The sequence below is a fragment of the Pseudactinotalea sp. HY158 genome (assembly GCF_009660225.1).
In the GTDB taxonomy this organism is placed as follows: Bacteria; Actinomycetota; Actinomycetes; order Actinomycetales; family Beutenbergiaceae; genus HY158.
In genome coordinates, this window is the sequence record NZ_CP045920.1 from 2,580,735 (window position 1) to 2,598,480 (window position 17,746).

A 17,746-nucleotide genomic window follows, 5' to 3' on the forward strand; every position below is an offset into this window, starting at 1 on the left:
CTCATCGTTACACGACTGTGTTGATGGCCTTCACGGCACGACCGACTCCATGACGAGAGTCGGTTCACAGGATGGGCGGTCTCCCGCTGATGTGGTGGAGCTCGCGGAGCGTCCGCGGCGTGCGCGCAGCACGACCCCGGCGCCGGTGATGAGCAGCAGCGCCGCGAGCGAGACGACCAGCGTCACGTCCGTCCCCGTGTCGGGAAGTGAGCCGCCCGGCGCCGTGCTGTCGTCGCCGGGGGTCTGCCCGTCTGCCCCCTCAGCGGCTCCGGCCGCTGCGCTGTCCTCACCGTCGGCGCCGTCCGCGCTATCGGTCGCGGGATCGGTCGGCTCACCTGTCGGGTCCGCCGTCGCCGTCGGGTCCGCCGTCGGGGTGATCTCGACGTCGACGGCGACTCCATCGCCGTCCGCCGCGCCGGTCGTCTCCGCGCCGGCGGTCACGGCGCCCGCAGTCACGGCCGTGGAGATCCCCACGATCAGCATGAGCGCGGTCAAGCAGGTGATCAGCCAGGTGGTCCTGCTGCGTGTCTGGGTGGCGCCGGTCATGTGTCCTCACTCGTCGTGCTCGTCGATGTCTGTGCTGCTTCCAGGCGCCCCGCCTGCCTGGCTTCCTCCAAGAGGGTCTGGAACCGTCGCTTGGATCGGATGCGGTTCCCGAAGAGTGCCGCCAGGATGAGCAGCACCCCCACGAGCAGGAGTGCCTGTGACCAGGGCCAGGCCCACATCCCGACCGGCACCGACAGTGGGGGCACCGTCAACACGGTTCCATCCATCGCGCTCGATGTCGGCTCGAGATCGACCGTGCCGGTCACCCGCACGCTCGGCCACGTGGCCGGTGCCACGACCTCGAACCCGCGGCTCTCACCGGGCAGAAGTTCCTGTCGGCGTTCGTCCGCAGCGGGGAAGGCGATCTCCTGCCCCCCGATCCGCAGGACGCCGGCCGCGTCCAGCGTGGTGTTGCCCTCGTTCGTCACCTCGAAGGAGACCGTCGCCCGGCCGGGCACGAACGGGTTCCACGACTGCTCGTACCGTGCCCCGCTCACCTCGAGCCCGGCCGCGGGATCGAGGGTGCCGCGCACCCGGGTCTCGACCCGGATACCGATCCTGCTCTCCACGCCGACCCCGGCCCCGCCGTCCTCGCTCGACTGCACGGACATGACCGAGGCCGCGACGCCCGCCGCGTGATCCCCGGGCTCGGCCCGCTCGGGGACCTCGATCGTCACCGGCACGACCGCCATCTCGCCCGCGGCGATGGTGACCTCCTGCGGCAACGAGATCCACGTGCCCGCCCCGACCGACTCCTCACCCGAGGCGAGCATGTCGAATCGGCCGCTGCGGGTGAAGTAGCCGTCGGCCGCGGAGAGCTGGAAGGTGACCTCCTGCTCGCTGAGGTTCCGGACCGCGATGTGTTCCTTCACCCGCTCCCCCGGGTCGAGCTCGTGCTCGATCCGGATGCGGCCGTCCGGCCCCTCAGCATCCGCGGGAGCGACGGTCCAGGTGATGGACTCGTCCTCCTGGACATCGGCCGCGGAGGGACCGGCCGGGAACACGATCGATCCGACGAGCACGAGCAGCAGGCCGACAATGCCCAACCCACGACGGGAATATGTAGTCATCAGTTCCTCAGCCTAGAGGGTCGCGCACCGGGCCCATCGCCCGTGCTCGGTCAGGGTCGGGTCACTGTCCGTCTTCGAAGAGCGAGAGGGTCAGCACCGAGGAATAGCTGCCCGGGGCCACATCGGTCTCGGTACGCAGCACCAGGTCCGCATTCGCCGTCCAACTGCCGTTCTCCGCCTGCGCCTCCTGGGAGTCGAGCGTCAGCAGGAACAACTCCTCACCCGCCAACCCGGGACCCTCGCCGACCGCGTCGAGCACGGTACCGACCTCCTGACCCTCACCCACGGCCCCGCTCGAACTCTCGGTCACCATCGCCGGCGTCCACCCCAGGTGCTCCGGACCGATCGGGGCCTGCCCCGCATCACCCACGAAGTCACTCGCCTGACCCACCACATACCAGTACACGCCCTCGGGCGCGTCACTGCGATCATCGGTCACCGTCACATTCGGCAACTCGCCCGTGAACTGACGAAACTCCTCGGTCGACCCGTCCTCGACCAGCGTCGACTCCGTGCCATCGACCGTCATCGTCAACGCACCCACCGACTCGATCTCGACACCGATCTCGACCGCACTGGTGTCCTCGGCATCCGGATGCGCGGCCATCGCCGCCGTCCCCACACCCACGAGCATCACACCACCGACCGCACCGACCACGGCACGCCCGACCACACCGCGCTGAACCACACTGCGCTTGACCATCTTCTTCTCCCATTCCGGCTCAACACCGAACCGATCGATACGACACAGGCCCACCGGACCCGCGAACCACACATCACAACAACGACCCGGCCACCCGCACGAGTGGCCGGCCGGGGCCGGCCCGCCCCCGGGAACACACACCCCCGGGGAACGGACCGACCACCGACCCACTCGACCTACGAGCAGGACACCGCCTCGTAGGCGAGCACCTCCTGCCCATCCAGCCCGTCGCCACCCATCGCATCGACGGTCAGCTCACCACCATCGATCGCAACCGACCGCGTCGTGAACGCCAGCGACTTCGTCGCACCATCGGCCAGACCCACAACAGACCTGGTACCGAAGGCCGTCTCCACACTCACATCGAGCGGCGCACCGGCCACATTCGTCACCGACGCCACCAACACCTGCCGACCGGCCACACACCGAGTCGTCACCGACGTCTCCGTCAGCACCTCTGCCGGCGGCTCCGGCTCGTCCGCGGCGATCGAGAACGACAGCTCGCCGTCCTCGCTCACGTTGCCGGCGGCGTCGGTCGCGCGGAAGGCGACCGTGTGGTCGCCCGCCTCCTCGACCGTCACGTCGCCCTCGTAGGCAAGCCATTCGCCGCCGTCGAGGGAGTACTCGACCAGGTCGACGCCCGACCCGTCGCCGTCGTCCGCCGACAGGGCCAGCGTCGCCGGCCCGTCGTAGGAGACGAGGTCCGCGCAGTAGATCGGCAGGCCGGGTGCCTGCGACTCGTGGATCATGATCGACAGCGGCTCCTGGCGGGTGAGCCAGTCCGCGCTGCCGAATCCGACGGCCACACCCTGCGCGTTGGGAACCAACGAGCCCTCCGGGTCGTTCGTGGAGGAGGCCCAGATCTCGTTCGGCGGGGCGTGCACGCCGTCGGGGTCGTTCATGTAGTGCTCCTGAGCGACCTCACAGCTTCCGGCGTGCAGGTGCGACGGGTACGTCTGCCCGGGGATGAGGCCGGCGGCCTGCACCCGGAGCTTGGTACCGGACTCGGACTTCGTCAGGGTCGCGGTGCCGTCGACCTCCAGGCTCGTGGGCCGGCCCGTCGACTCGAATCCGCCCGTCAGGGTGCCGAGCACGTTGCCCGTCACCGTCGGGGCGGTCTCGTCCACCGGCGGCTCGGTCTCGCCGTCGACCAGTCGGAAGTAGTCGAAGCTGACGGTCGCCGGCCTCGTCTGCTCCGGTCCGATCGCGACGAGCCCGAAGGTGTTCAGGTCACCGGGATGGGTGACCGGATCCCCGACGGAGGTCCAGTTCTGACCGTCCTCGCTGACCCAGCCCTCGTACGTGTCGCCCGTGCGGGTGAGCCGCAGATGCCAGGACTGGCTCTCGGGGGTTCCGCCGAGATCGATCCCGACGTTGCCACCGGCGCCGAAGCCGCCGTTCACCTCCGAGACCAACTCGGCCCCGAGGAACAGGCTCTGGCCGGGCTGGTTCTTGGCGACGATGTCGAACTTCACGTACTCGTCGTCACTGCCGTAGGCCAGCAGACCCGCGTACTGCCACCGGTGTTCGAGCGGAGCCTGGAATCGGGTCTCGATCGTCCAGTCCCCCTCCGGCGCACTCTGGAGGATGAAGTTCTCCGGCGAGATCGGGTTGTCGTTGTTCACGTCCCCCGGCTGGGTGGAGATGTGCAGCTTGCCGTCGTGCACGGACAGGTTGTCCGGGTTGTAGCGGACGGTGCTGTCCCAGCGGCAGCCGTCGAGGGCGTCGCCCTCGAACTCGTCGCCGGGCTCACGCTCGCCGGTGTCACCGCTCTCCGGGGTCACCCGGAAGTAGTCGATGTTCGCGACCGTCTCCGGTGTGCCCGTGTCGCCGGCGGCGATGAGGCCGAAGGTCGCATCGGGGCCGTACGAGGGCGCACCGCTCAGGGTGGTGTAGCTCTCACCGTCGAAGGAGTAGGCGGCCTCGAGGCTGTCCCCGTCACTGGTCAGTCGCAGGAACACGGTCTCCGGATCACCGGCGGAGAGCTGGACGTTGTCGGCGTAGTTCGTGCGCGAACCGGAGTCCTCACCCCAGAATTCGATGAACCGGCCGCCGTCCTGACCCTTGGTGAGGGCCAGCTTGCGGTAGTCGTCGTCGCCGGAGTGCACGAGCAGGCCGCTGTACTGCCATTCGTGGGTCTGCTCGATGGTGACCTTCGTGTCGACCTGCCACTCACCGCCCGGAACGGGCTGCCCGATGTAGCTGATCGGCCCGGTGTTCGAGCCGTCGATGTCGGCACCGGTGACCGGGAGGCGGAGCACGCCGTCGGACACCGTGATCGGCAGGGCCGGGTCGTTGCGCACCGTGGTCCAGCGGGCGGCGTTGAGGGTGCTGCCGCCGAACTCATCGCTCATCGGGCCGTCGCACACCGGCACCGGACCGGGCTCCTCCGGATCCGGGAAGTCCGGATCGTCGTCGAACACGAAGTCGGAGAAGACGACCTCGCTCGTCTCGGTGGAGTTGTGCGCCGTGACGAACAGCCCGAGGTCCTGGACGGACGCGGCACCGGGCAGTGCGACCGGGCCGCCGATCGGGGCGAAGGTCTCCCCGTCGGTGCTCCAGTACGCCTGGTAGTCCTCGCCGTTGCGCTCGAGGCGCACCCACGCCGGGTAGCTCGTCGAGCCACCGGAGTCGGAGGCGTTGAGCTGCCCCGAGCCGTCACTCGACCGGAGCCACTCGAAGCCGCCGCTGGGGCGGATGCCGAGCGCACCGTAGCCGGCGGACGTGCCGGGGGCGGTCACGTCGTTGCGCACGAACAGTCCGGCCTTGGCGCTGCCGGCGCTGTTGCCCTGGCTGGCGATCTTCACCGTGGCGGACCAGTCCTCGTCGGCGCCGGCGGGCAGGTAGAGCGAGCTGTACTCGTCGACCCCCTGCCACATGTTGGCGCCGCCGGAGTCGATGACGAAGGATCCGTCCTGGCCCCGGCTGAACTCGCCGCCGACGTTGGAGAACGTGCTGAAGTCGCCGAACGGCGCACCGATCGTGACGGGCACGATCCGCGAGGTGGTCGAGACCCCGTTGTCGTTCGTCGCCACCGCGGTGAGCTGGAAGAAGGACTCCTCCGCCGGCGTCCACGTGGCGCTGTAGGGCGCCTCAGTGTCGACTCCGAGGGACGCCTCGCCGACGAAGAACTCGACCTGGGTGATCGTGTTCTCGGCGTCGCTCGCCTCCGCCGTCACGGTGATCTCACCGAGCTCGAGATCGTCGGTGACGGTCGGAGCGGTGATCGCGACATCGGGCTTGGTCGTGGGCGAGACGCCCTTGCCGTCGGCCTCGATGAAGTTGAGGCGCCGCTCGCCCTCACCGGGGAAGACCGCGACGAGGGTGAAGGACTCACCCGGGTCCTCGATCACGACCGGAACGTCGATGTAGCTCGTCAGGCCGCCGGTCGGGGGAACCTGTGCCGTGGCGAGCAGCTCGCCGTCGGCGCTGTCGCGCCGCAGCTCGATGTCCCCGCCGGTGGCCGAGGCCACTCGCAGCAGCAGGCGGTCGATGCCGACGAGGTTGACCGGCTCGTAGGAGGCCCATGCGCCGTCCTGTCCGCTGATCGAGGTGCCGTGGCCCTCGACGTCGCGGGAGTCGCTCGCCGTCACCCCCTCGGACTCGGCGTAGAACTCCGCCTCACGGGTCTTGGCGAACAGCAGCGACGTGTCCGAGCCGGTGAGGCTGGGGACGTCTCCGGTGCCGCCGGAGTCCTCGTAGCGGGCGTCGAGAACGTAGAACACGTTCATGTCGTCGCTGTGTCCGCCGCCGAGGCTCGTGGCGACCGATCCGGTCCGGCCCGAGGACGCCACGGCCGGGTGGGCGTGGCTGTCGTGGCCGAGGGCGGGCTGCACGATGAGGTTGGAGTCGCTGATCTCGTCCTCGGCGTCGCTCGCGTCGATGTCCCAGCTCACGGTGTCACCGAAGTCGAAGAACGCGCCCGTCGGAGGCAGGTTGAACTGGATCTCCGGGCGGGTGTTGCCGACCGTGATCGGCACCGTGGTCGTACCGGTCTTGCCGAACGGGTCGGTGACCGTCAGCCGCGCGTCGTACACGCCGTTCTCGGTGTAGGTCCACTCCGCGGTGAGATCGGTCGAGTCGACCACCCCGTCGTCGTCGAAGTCCCACTCGTAGAGCAGTTCCTCGTTCTCGGGGTCGCTGCTGTCCGAGCCGTCGAAGGCGACCTCGAGCGGCGCCTGGCCGCTGTCCGGGGTCGCGACGGCGACCGCCGAGGGCGACCGCGAACCGGAGACGTAGTCGATCCGGTGCAGGCCCGAGTCCGGGTTGTGCCGGCCGAAGCCGCCACCCCAGTCGAGTACGTACATGGAGCCGTCGGGGCCGAACTTCGCCTCGATCGGGGCCATGAACGGCTCGGAGGGCAGGAAGGAGTTGACCTTCTCCAGGCCCGTGCCGTCCTCGGTCAGGAGGAAGGAGTACATCTTGTTCCGGGCCCACTCGAAGAAGAAGGGCTGGCCGTCGAAGTACTCGGGGAACTTGGTGTCGGACTCGCTGTCGGCGTCGTAGTTGTAGAACGGGCCGCCCATCGGGGCCAGGCCGCCGCCCTGCGTGATGATCTCCGGGTGCGAGGCCCGCTGGTAGCCGTACCACATGTCGGCCGGCACGGCCGCCGGGAGCTCGGTCAGGCCGGTGTTGTGGATCGAGTCGTTCACCGGGGCGTCGCAGTCGAAGTAGTCCCCGACCGTGACCGGGCTGGTCGTGTAGTCGACGTCGCGGAAGGGCTCGTTGTCGCCCATGCACAGCGGCCACCCGTAGAAGCCGGGCTCCTCGATGAGCATCCACTCGGCGATCCCGGCGGGACCGCGGTCGGCGGGGTTGTCGCTGCCGTTGTCCGGGGAGTAGTCGGCCAGGGAGATGTTGCCGGTCTTCTCGTCGATCGCGAACTGGAACGGGTTGCGGAAGCCCATCGCGTAGATCTCGGGCAGCGTCTTGTCGCCCGAGTCCTCGGTCTCCGGGAACATGTTGCCCTCGGGGATCGTGTACGTGCTCCCGAGGCCGGGCTCGGTGCCCGCCGGGATGTCCTGGATCGGGGTGATCCGCAGGATCTTCCCGCGCAGGTCGTTCGTGTTGGCCGAGGTGGCGCGGGCGTCGTGGAACGTGCCCTCCCGCTCGGAGAGCGGGGCGTAGCCGCCGGACGGCTCCGAGTGCGGGTTGACGTCGTCGCCCACCCCGAGGAAGAGGTTGCCGTCGGGGCCGATCTCGACGACGCCGCCGGTGTGCCCCGGCTCGTCCGGCTCGCGCCGGGCGGGGACCTCGAGGATCTCGCGCTCACTGGCCGGGTCGATCAGGCCGGTCTCCTGGTCCATCGTGAACCGGGAGAGCACGCTGAAGAAGTTCGCGGGGTCGGAGTTGTCCGGGCTGTTCGGGGAACGGTAGACGTACAGGTGCCCGTTCTCGAGGAAGTCCCGGTCCAGGGCGATGCCGAGGAGGCCGTCCTCACCGCCGGAGTAGACGTCCAGCTCGAGGGCCGTGGTCGTGGTGCGGGAGGCGGGGTCGTAGACCTGCACCTGGCCGCGCACGAGCTCGGTGTAGAAGACCCGGCCGTCGTCGGCCACGTCCATACCGAAGGGCGCCGAGGTGTTCTCGTCGAGCGGGATGCGCTCGTACATGCCCCAGTCGGTGCCGCCGCAGTCGCCCTCGACGAGGCCGGCGGCCCATTCGACGCCGCCGACCATGTGCTGGACCAGGTTCGCCTCCTGGTAGTAGGAGCCCTCGTGGCCCATACCGGTGACCCAGGCGCGCCCGCCGTCGTACTTCTTGCACCAGGTGATCGGGTGGTCGTAGCCCATGGCGTTGCCGCCCGGCGCGTAGGTCGTCTCGTCGAGCGTGGCGAGCACGTGCGCCTCACCGCGGACGTTCGTCGCGTAGTTGTACCACTCGTCCTCGCGCTCCCAGCGCTCCGGGAGGTGAGCGGTCGAGGGGTGGGTCCGGTCCTCGACCCGGACCGTGCCGGTCTGGCCGCCGGCGGCGTGGCCGGGCATGGTCGAGCCGACCAGGTCATCCCACCACTTGTAGTCTCCGCGCATGTCGGTGGCGTTGTGGATCGCGACGATCCCGCCGCCGGCCTGCTGGTAGCGTTCCATCGCGGCCTTCTCGTCGGCCGTCCACGGGTCGCCCGAGGCCTGGAACATGACGAGGGCGTCGAACTTCGCGAGGTCCTCGTCGTTGAACACGCTCGAGTCCTCGGTGTGGACCGAGGAGATCCCGACGTCGGCGAAGGCGTCGATGAGCACCGGGGTGCCCTCGTCGATCGCGCTCGTGTGCCGGTACTGCGTGGTCTCGGTGAAGATGAGGACCTGGGGGGTGTCCAGGTCCGGAATGGGCGGGTCCACCGCCGCCGCCGCCGGCAGCGTCGTCAGCAAGGTGACGCCCAGGGCACCGGCGCTGACCGCGACGGCACCCCGTTTCAAACTCTTTCCCAGAGCGTTGAACATCGGGTTCCTTCCAGATGAGAAAGCTCGAACTCGGCGGCGCTCGGCCACCGACACTGGTGGGGCGCGCGCGGCGCCTCGGGCTACGTCACGCGGGGGGCATCACCGCCTGGAGGTGGGCGAGACCGTCGACCGCGATGGCGTCCTGGCTCGCTGCGAGCGGGCGCCAGATCGAGGCGGCGGTGGCGATGGTCGCGTTCTCCGCGGTGAAGGACTCGATGCACACCGGCCCGGTGTATTCCGCATCGTCGAGCGCGGCCACGATCTCGGGCCACGGCAGGTGGTCGGCGCCGGGGGCCCCGCGATCATTCGCGCAGACCTGCACGTGCGCGATCCGGGAGCCGGCCCGCCGGATCGCGGCCGGCACGTCGGTCTCCTCGATGTTCATGTGATAGACGTCGAGCAGCAGGCCGACCTCGGGCACGTCCGCCAGCGCCGTGAGCGCCTGGTCGACCGTGTTGATGAGCGAGGTCTCGTAGCGGTTGAGCGGTTCGACGGCGATGCTCACCCCGGCCTCGCGGCCGTGGGCTGCGACCGGCGCGAGGTGGGCGGCCAGCTCGTCGTAGCAGCCGGCGCGTTCGGCCTCGCTCATCCGCCAGGTGCGCCCGACCGAGGCGTAGGCGGGCCCGGCGATGACGGACGCGCCGACGGTGTGGGCGGCATCGATCACGCCGCGCAGGTAGTCCTGGGTCACTCGCACGGTCGCGGGGTCCGTGGCCACGAGCTCACGGCCCGGCCCCATGACGAGGGTGACGGTCGCGCCCAGGCCGAGGTCGGCCAGCAGCGCCGCGGCCGCGACGGGGTCCCAGTCGCCGAGGTTCTCGACCGGCAGCTCGATGAGGTCGAAGCCCCAGTCCTTGATGGTCGGCGCGAGCCGGCGCAGGGACTCGTCGGTCAGGGGGGAGGTCCACACCCAGGTGTTGACGCCCAGGGCGCGTCGAATACGGGACGGCATCGTCGATCCACTTCGTCGGGGAGAAAGGGCCGCGTGATCGCGGCGGGAGATCGCGGGGCGCGGCGCGTGCTGCGTGCTGGACGCGCCGCGCCCCACGGATCGGGGTGACTCGGCCGGGTCACCGGGACCGGTCGGCCGAGTCGTCAACCGGTGTCAGGCCGGTGCCGGCCGGTGCCGGCTGGTGTCGGCTGAGTCGGCTCAGCGACCCTGCCAGGCCTCCGGGAAGCCGGGAAGGTCCTCGCCGCCGAACTTGGCGTAGTGGAGCGAGGGCATGTCCGCGTTCCGCTCGAGGTAGTCGCCGAGGTCGTCACCGGTGATCGGGGCCTGCGGGAGCACCCATTCGGCCGGGACCTCCTCGCCGTTCCAGATCATCTCGGCCGCGAGCACCGGGGTGCGCCACTGGAAGTTCGAGTAGCTCATGCCGACCGCGGTCATGCCGGTGTCCTGCCACTTGCGCATGAAGCTCAGCTCGTCCTCACCCACGAAGACGGGGTAGTCGACGCCCATGTCCTCGAAGGCCTCGACGGCCGCGACGGCGCCGTCACCGGCGTCCATCCAGATGCCGTCGACGTCGCCGCGCTGGAGGTACTGCGTGACGATGTCCTTGATCTTGGCGGCGTCGCCCTCGGTGAACTCGACGCCGACGACCTCGAGCTCGCTGTTCGCGAAGATGTCGTTCGCCGCACCCCAGCGGTGCTCGAGCACGTCGACGCCGGGCAGGATGCGCAGCGCGAGCACCTTCGAGCCGGGCTCGAGGTTGTCGACGAGGAACTCCGCACCGGTGGCGCCGTAGGCGTAGCCGCCGATCGGGTGGATGTAGGTGACCGCGCAGTCGGTGTTCACGCCGCGGTCGAAGACGATGACCGGCGCGCCGCTCTCGCAGGCCGCCTCGACGGCCGGGGTGAGGGTGGCGGTCGTCGACGGCGAGATGACGATCGCGTCGCAGTCGCCGTCGGAGATGAAGGACTGGATGTCCGAGATCTGCTTGTTGTCGTCGTCGGCCGCGTCCGCGACGCGGAACTCACCGATGACGCCCTCCTCCTGGAGGACCTTGACCTGCTGCTGCATCGTGGTGAAGCCGGTGACTCGCCACGGGTTCGAGACCGAGGCGTTGGAGAAGCACAGGGTCGCGTCGCCGCCCTCGGTGGCGAACTCGGAGGTGTCGACCATCTCGATCGGCTCGATCATCTGCAGCCACGGCGTGGCCGGGTCGCCCTCGGGCGTCATGTCGCGCTGCGCGAGCTCGGTCTCGTAGTCGGCGCGCACGAAGAACTCGCCCTCGGGCGTGCCGCCCTCGGCGGTGCCGGCGTCGGTCTCGCCGTCGGTGCCCTGAGTCGTCTCGGCGGCCTCCGGCGTCTCGTTCGAGGCATCGGTCGTACAGGCGACGAGCACGAGGCCGAGGCTGAGGAATCCGGCGGTCATTCGAAGCTTATGCTTCATCTTTACCCTCCTTGGTATGAGATGAGAGATGGGTTGGGTTGGTCGAAGGGACGGGTACGGGGAGTCCGGGTGGCGGCGCGAGGTCAGGTCATCCGACTCCCACGGGGCTCGGCTCGGCCGGGGCCTGGGCCGCGACCTTCGTGCGCCGGGTGCGGGACTGATTCGCGGCGAAGGCGACGGCCGCGATGATGATGACCCCCTGGATCAGCGGATTGAGGGTCGAGGGCATCGCCAGCTGCACGAGCAGCCGCTCGAGCAGCTGATAGGTGAGCGCACCGGCGATGGCGCCGACGATCCAGCCGCGACCGCCGCCGAGGAGCACGCCACCGAGCACGACGGCGGTGATCGCCGTGAACTCCATGCCCTGCCCGACCTGGGCGGTGACGCCGGCGAAGCCGCCGATGAGGATGCCCGCCACGGTCGCCATGAGCGAGGAGAGGACGAACGCGCCCGTGCGCACGAGCCAGACCCGCCCGCCGGCGAACGTGGCGGCGGTGTCGTTGTCGCCGGTCACCACGAGCACCTGGCCGTAGGAGGAGCGCATGACGTAGATCCCGACGACCGCGATGACCACCATGATGATCGCCGCGTACGGCAGCTGGCGCAGCACCGGCATCTCGATGCCCATGCGGCCCCACTGCCGGAAGCTCTCCGAGAGGGCGCCCGTGGGGGAACCGCCCGTCCACATCCGGATCGCCCCGTAGAGCATGAGCATCGTGCCGAGCGTCGTGATGAACGACGGGACCCGCAGCAGCGTCGTCGCAAGGCCGTTGACGAGACCGACGACGAGCCCGAAGCCGATCATGAGGGCGATGACGGGCCACGTGCGGCTCTCCTCGCCGTCGATCAGGCGCGCCGCGATGACGACCTGGGCGCCCACGAGGCTGCCGACCGACAGGTCGAACTCCCCGGAGACGATGACGAAGTACTGGCCGATCGCCAGGATGACGAGCGGCGCCGCGGAGCGCAGGAACGCCATGAGCGAGGGCGGCTCGTAGAAGCCCGGGTTGAGGAAGACCATGACGAGCGCGAGGGCGACGAGCACGACGAACACGGGGGCGCTGCCGTTGTGCTTGAGGCGCTCCAGCAGGGCGGGCCTGGGCAGCTGCGTGGGTGCGGCGGTCATGAGCGTCCTCCTTGGGCTGCGCGGGCGGCGGCTCTCCGGCCACGCGAGGTCAGTTCACGGAACCTCGTCCTCGCCTTGTTCGGGTCGATCTGACGGCGGGCGTAGAGCGCGACGGCCGCGATGATGATGACGCCGCGGAGCACGTCGCGGGCGAACGGATCGATCTGCAGCTCGTTGAACACGCTGTCGAGCACGCCGAGGATGAACACGGCGGCGATCGTGCCGCCGATGCCGCCCCGGCCGCCGAGCAGGAGCGTGCCGCCGAGGACGACCGCGGCGATCGAGTCGAGGTCGTAGCCGGCGCTGTAGATCTGCGCCCCCACCCCGGTGCTGAACCGGGCCGCGAGGAGCAGGCCGGCCAGGCCCGCCATGAGCGAGCTGGCCACGTGGGCGAGGATGAGGGTGCGGTCCGTGCGGATGCCGGACAGGCGCGCGACGTCGATGTTCCCGCCGACGGCGAACATGCTGTGGCCGGTGCGCGTGCGCTGCAGCACGATGATCCCGACGACGGCGATGACGAGCATGATGATCGTCGAGAGCGGCAGGATGCCGATGCGCGTGTAGCCGAACGCCACGAACGAGTTCGGCACGGAGCCGGACGGGCCGGGGTACTGGGTGTCGAGGAAGCCCTTGATCATGAGGCCGGCGCCGAGGGTGGTGATGAAGGCGTGGACTCCGAGCTTCGTGGTGACCACGCCGTTGAAGAACCCGACGGCGGCGGAGACGGCGAGCGCCGCGACGATCCCGAGGACGACCCGGGACTCCTGTCCGTTCATGACGACGGCCGCGACGATACTCGACAGCGCGGCGACGTAGCCGACCGAGAGGTCGAGCGAGCGGCACAGGATGACGAACGTCTGCCCAATGGCGATGAAGCCGAGCAGGCTCGATCGGGTGAGGATGTCGACGATCGACCCGCCGCTGAAGAGGTTCTCGCCCTCGGTGGCGAGCAGCACGGCGCCGACGGCGACGACGATGACGAGGGCGACGTAGATGAGCGGGAACGAGCGCAGCCTCGACTGCAGGGAGGAGCTCCCGGTGCCCGTTCGGGACGCCGGCGCGGCGGCGCGCGATTCGGTCGGGGCGGTCATGCGAGTTCCTCGATTGCGTCGGTGCGGATGGCCAGGGCCATGACTTCCTCCTCGTCGGCGCCACCGGGCAGTTCGCCGCTGATCTCGCCGTCGCCCAGCACGATGATGCGGTCGGCCATGCCGATGACCTCGGGCAGTTCCGAGGAGATGAGCACGATCGCCACCCCCCGGGCCGCCAGGTCGCGCATGAGTTCGTACACCGCGTGCTTGGCGCCGACGTCGATGCCGCGGGTGGGCTCGTCCATGATGATGACGCCCGGGTCGGTCAGCAACCACTTGGCGAGGACGACCTTCTGCTGGTTGCCGCCGGAGAGGAACCGGACCTCGTGGCCGCCGCTGCGGGCGGCGAGTTCGAGCGACGAGAGGACCCCGGGGGCACGGCGGGCGCCGGCCTTGGCCTTGCGCGGCATGACGGCGTCGAGCACGAGCCGGACGTTGGCCGCGACCGACTGGTTGAGGGCGAGCCCCTCGGCCTTGCGGTCCTCGGTCACGAGGGCGAGCCCGGCGCGGACGGCGTCGCGCGGACTGCGCGGGTCGATGCGGGTGCCGTCGACGGCGATCTCGCCGGTGACGAACCGCTCGACGCCGAAGATCCCGTGGGCGATCTCGGTGCGGCCACTGCCCTGCAGGCCCGCGAGGGCCACGATCTCGCCGCCGTGGACGTCGAAGTCGATGCCGCGGACCATCCCGTTGCCGGCGCCGCGCACGCTCAGGCGGACGTCACCGACACTCGTGCCCTCGCGCTTCTCCGGGAACATCGCGCTCATCGAGCGGCCCACCATCTTGCGCACGAGTTCGTCGGTGGTGATGTCGGCCGCGTCGACCGAGTCGACCAGGGCGCCGTCCTTGAGGATGGTGATGCGGTCGCAGAGGTCGAAGATCTCCTTGAGCCGGTGGGAGACGTAGAGCACGGCCACCCCGCGCTCCTGCAACCGGTGCACGAGGCCGTAGAGGAGCTCGACCTCGTGGTCGGCGAGCGCGGCGGTCGGCTCGTCCATCGAGATGATGCGGGCGTCGAAGCTCATCGCCTTGACGATCTCGACGACCTGCTGCTCGGCGACGGAGAGGCTGCGCACCCTCGTGTGGGCGGAGATGCCGTCGATGCCCAGGTCGTCGAACAGGGCGGTCGTCTCGCGCACCATCCGCGCCCGGTCGACCAGGCCGTGCTTACGGGGCTCGCGGCCCAGGTAGACGTTCTCGGCCACGGTGCGCTCGGGGAGCAGGTTGAACTCCTGGAAGACCGTGGTCACCCCGGCGGCCTGAGCCTCGAGGGGATGGGAGAAGGCGACCTCGCGGCCGTCGAGGGTGATCGTGCCGCCGTCGGCCTGGTGGACCCCCGCGAGGATCTTCATGACCGTGGACTTGCCGGCGCCGTTCTCGCCGACGAGGGCATGCACCTCACCGGCGCGGACCTCGAGGTCGATGCCGTGCAGGACCTCGACGCCGAAGAACGACTTCGTGATCCCGCTCATTCGGAGCAACGGCGCCCCTGTCGTCTTCGTCACCGGTCGACCTCCACCCATGTCTGTGATGCCGCGGACCGAACGACCGCGTCGGCGAGCCGGGCGGCCCGGAGGCCGTCGGCGAAGGTCGGCAGTCCGTCCGGCGCCTCGCCCGCGATCGCGCTCGCGGTGTCCGCGACGAAGCCCGCGAAGCACTCCTGGTACCCCTGTGGGTGCCCGGCGGGGACCGTGGTGTAGCGGGCGGCGGCCGGGGAGAGCGTCTCGGGGTCGCGGACGAGGAGCTGGGAGCCCTCGCGCCGGCCGACCCACAGCTTCTCCGACTCCTCCTGGTCGAAGGCCAGGGTCGACTCGGTGCCCGAGACCTCGAGCAGCAGCCGGTTCTTCCGGCCGGGCGAGACCTGGGAGATGGTCGCGGTGCCGAGCACGCCGCCCCGGGTCTCGAACTGCATGACCACGAGGTCCTCGGTGTCCACCGCGTGCCGGGAGTCGACGCCACGGGTCGCATTCACGGTGTTGCTCCGGGCGCTCAGCGAGGTGATCGTGTCGCCGCTGACGAATTCGAGCAGGTCGCACCAGTGGGAGCCGATGTCACCGAACGCGCGCGTCTGGCCGCCCTGGCGCGCATCCACCCGCCAGTTGTCGTCCGTGGCGGCGCAGAGCCAGTCCTGCAGGTAGGCGCCGTGGGCGAGCAGCAGCCGACCGAGCTCGCCGCGGCGCACCCGGTCGCGGGCCTCGCGGACCATCGGGTGGAACCGGTAGACGAAGGGGACGGTGCCGACGGCGCCGGTCTGTTCGATGGCCTGCCACATGTCGTGGGCATCGCCGGGGTTCGTGGCGAGCGGCTTCTCGCACACGATGTGCTTGCCGGCCTCGATGGCGCGCATGACGAGCGGGTGGTGCAGGTAGTTGGGGGTGCACACGTGCACGACGTCCACGTCGTCTGCGCTGAGCAGCTCGTCGACGTTTGCGATCGTACGGGTCGCCAGGAGCGCCTCGCTCGCCTCGGCGGAACGCTCGGGATTGGACGCGACGACGCCGACCACCTCGCCCCCGTTGACACGGATCGCACGAGCATGGACACCGCCCATGAAACCGGCGCCGATGATCCCGGCCCGGTATGTGGTCGTTGCCGCGACAGCGCGCGCTCTCTTGTCGACAGTGACGTCAGTTACAGCCATGGGGAGACCGTAGAGGAACTTCTAGAACCTGTCAACCAAAAGTGCGGTTGCTGTGGCGCGACATCTGTGAAGCGGCACGGTTTGGCGGTCGTCGAACCGACGGAAACGTGAGCAACCGTGCCACTTTCATCGACGAAAGCGGCAACGCGCGGCGTCACGCCGGGGACGGCGCCCGACCCCCGGACGCCGTCCCACGGCCTGCCGACCTGGGGCCTGCCGGGCCCGGCAGGCCGCAGTCGGGCTCAGCAGGCCTCAGCAGGCCTCAGTCGGGCTGAGCAGGCCTCTCTGCTCAGCTCAGCTCACCTGCTGCGTGCGCGCCGGCGGACGGCGAGGTACACCACGACGCCGACGGCGACGAGTGCGATCGCCGCGATGAGCAGGGGTTCGCCGAGGTCGAATCCGGTCGTCGACAACGCCCCGTCATCACTGGGCGACGCGCTCGACGTCGGACCCTCCGGCGAGGTGGGCCCCTCCGTCGAGGTCGGCCCGCCGGTCGGTGTCGCCGTCGGTGTCGCCGTCTCGGTCGGAGGCTCGGTCGGCGCCTCGGTCGGCGTCTCGGTCGACGTGATCTCCACGTCGACGTGCACGCCACTGTCGGCGTCCATGGTCTCGCTCGACGCGCCGTCGGTCGAGGCCCCCATGACCGAAAGAGCCGCAATACCACCCGCAAAGAATCGGGCCGAAATACTATTCCAGCGTCGGTTACGAGCCATTAGTCCATACTCCTGTCGTCGTGCCCTCATGCCCTCGAGATGCGTTCTGTAGCCCATACCCCCGGGCCCGCTCCGAGCATAGCGGCGATCTGCATCGATATCGAATTGCATTACCCGTCCAACGGTGCGCGGTAACGCACGGGCGAACCGTGACCGGGTCCTGCGAACAGGACCCGGTCACGGTCACTCGACGGATTCCGAGCACCGGAGCCTCTCCGTCCGGTCGGCGTGCTCGGTCAGGGTCGGGTCACTGTCCGTCTTCGAAGAGCGAGAGGGTCAGCACCGAGGAATAGCTGCCCGGGGCCACATCGGTCTCGGTACGCAGCACCAGGTCCGCATTCGCCGTCCAACTGCCGTTCTCCGCCTGCGCCTCCTGGGAGTCGAGCGTCAGCAGGAACAACTCCTCACCCGCCAACCCGGGACCCTCGCCGACCGCGTCGAGCACGGTACCGACCTCCTGCCCCTCACCCACGGCCCCGCTCGAACTCTCGGTCACCATCGCCGGCGTCCACCCCAGGTGCTCCGGACCGATCGAGGCCTGCCCCGCATCACCCACGAAGTCACTCGCCTGACCCACCACATACCAGTACACGCCCTCGGGCGCGTCACTGCGATCATCGGTCACGGTCACATTCGGCAACTCCCCGGTGAACTGACGGAACTCCTCGGTCGACCCGTCCTCGACCAGCGTCGACTCCGTGCCATCGACCGTCATCGTCAACGCACCCACCGACTCGATCTCGACACCGATCTCGACCGCACTGGTGTCCTCGGCATCCGGATGCGCGGCCATCGCCGCCGTCCCCACACCCACGAGCATCACACCACCGACCGCACCGACCACGGCACGCCCGACCACACCGCGCTGAACCACACTGCGCTTGACCATCTTCTTCTCCCATTCCGGCTCAACACCGAACCGATCGATACGACACAGGCCCACCGGGCCCGCGAACCACACATCACAACAACGACCCGGCCACCCGCGGGTGGCCGGCCGGGGCCGGCCCGCCCCCGGGAACACACACCC

At 69.6% G+C, this 17,746-nt stretch carries 12 protein-coding genes; all 12 read right to left on the minus strand.

Annotation, left to right across the window (positions count from 1 at the left end; all coding sequences use genetic code 11):
* Window positions 1–30 precede the first annotated feature (30 nt).
* A complete protein-coding gene (locus GCE65_RS11310) occupies window positions 31–546 on the minus strand; it encodes an LPXTG cell wall anchor domain-containing protein (RefSeq protein ID WP_153878464.1) in 516 nt (171 codons plus the stop codon).
* A complete protein-coding gene (locus tag GCE65_RS11315) occupies window positions 543–1,616 on the minus strand; it encodes a WxL protein peptidoglycan domain-containing protein (RefSeq protein ID WP_153878465.1) in 1,074 nt (357 codons plus the stop codon). The genes GCE65_RS11310 and GCE65_RS11315 overlap by 4 nt, the downstream gene beginning before the upstream one ends.
* A 61-nt stretch (window positions 1,617–1,677) precedes the next feature.
* A complete protein-coding gene (locus GCE65_RS11320; RefSeq protein ID WP_228759913.1) occupies window positions 1,678–2,319 on the minus strand; it encodes a hypothetical protein in 642 nt (213 codons plus the stop codon).
* Window positions 2,320–2,495: 176 nt separating this feature from the next.
* On the minus strand, window positions 2,496–8,753 hold the full coding sequence (locus GCE65_RS11325; protein ID WP_153878466.1) for a ThuA domain-containing protein: 6,258 nt from the start codon (window positions 8,751–8,753) through the stop codon (window positions 2,496–2,498).
* 85 nt (window positions 8,754–8,838) lie between these two features.
* Window positions 8,839–9,705: a sugar phosphate isomerase/epimerase gene (locus tag GCE65_RS11330; RefSeq protein ID WP_194928684.1), complete on the minus strand. Its 867-nt coding sequence runs from the start codon at window positions 9,703–9,705 to the stop codon at window positions 8,839–8,841.
* Window positions 9,706–9,903: 198 nt separating this feature from the next.
* A complete protein-coding gene (locus tag GCE65_RS11335) occupies window positions 9,904–11,145 on the minus strand; it encodes a substrate-binding domain-containing protein (RefSeq protein WP_153878467.1) in 1,242 nt (413 codons plus the stop codon).
* Between the two features lie 88 nt (window positions 11,146–11,233).
* On the minus strand, window positions 11,234–12,271 hold the full coding sequence (locus tag GCE65_RS11340; protein WP_153878468.1) for an ABC transporter permease: 1,038 nt from the start codon (window positions 12,269–12,271) through the stop codon (window positions 11,234–11,236).
* Complete coding sequence (locus GCE65_RS11345; protein ID WP_153878469.1) at window positions 12,268–13,362, minus strand: ABC transporter permease; 1,095 nt, start codon at window positions 13,360–13,362, stop codon at window positions 12,268–12,270. Before GCE65_RS11345 ends, GCE65_RS11340 begins: the two co-directional genes overlap by 4 nt.
* Window positions 13,359–14,867, minus strand: coding sequence for a sugar ABC transporter ATP-binding protein (locus tag GCE65_RS11350; RefSeq protein ID WP_370460112.1), 1,509 nt, complete (start codon window positions 14,865–14,867; stop codon window positions 13,359–13,361). The genes GCE65_RS11345 and GCE65_RS11350 overlap by 4 nt, the downstream gene beginning before the upstream one ends.
* Window positions 14,864–16,003, minus strand: coding sequence for a Gfo/Idh/MocA family protein (locus GCE65_RS11355; RefSeq protein ID WP_153878471.1), 1,140 nt, complete (start codon window positions 16,001–16,003; stop codon window positions 14,864–14,866). The genes GCE65_RS11350 and GCE65_RS11355 overlap by 4 nt, the downstream gene beginning before the upstream one ends.
* Window positions 16,004–16,302: 299 nt before the next feature.
* Window positions 16,303–16,716, minus strand: coding sequence for a hypothetical protein (locus GCE65_RS11360; protein WP_153878472.1), 414 nt, complete (start codon window positions 16,714–16,716; stop codon window positions 16,303–16,305).
* 247 nt (window positions 16,717–16,963) lie between these two features.
* Window positions 16,964–17,605 carry a hypothetical protein gene (locus GCE65_RS11365; RefSeq protein ID WP_228759914.1) on the minus strand — a complete coding sequence of 214 codons (642 nt, stop codon included), beginning with the start codon at window positions 17,603–17,605 and terminating at the stop codon, window positions 16,964–16,966.
* Window positions 17,606–17,746: the final 141 nt, after the last annotated feature.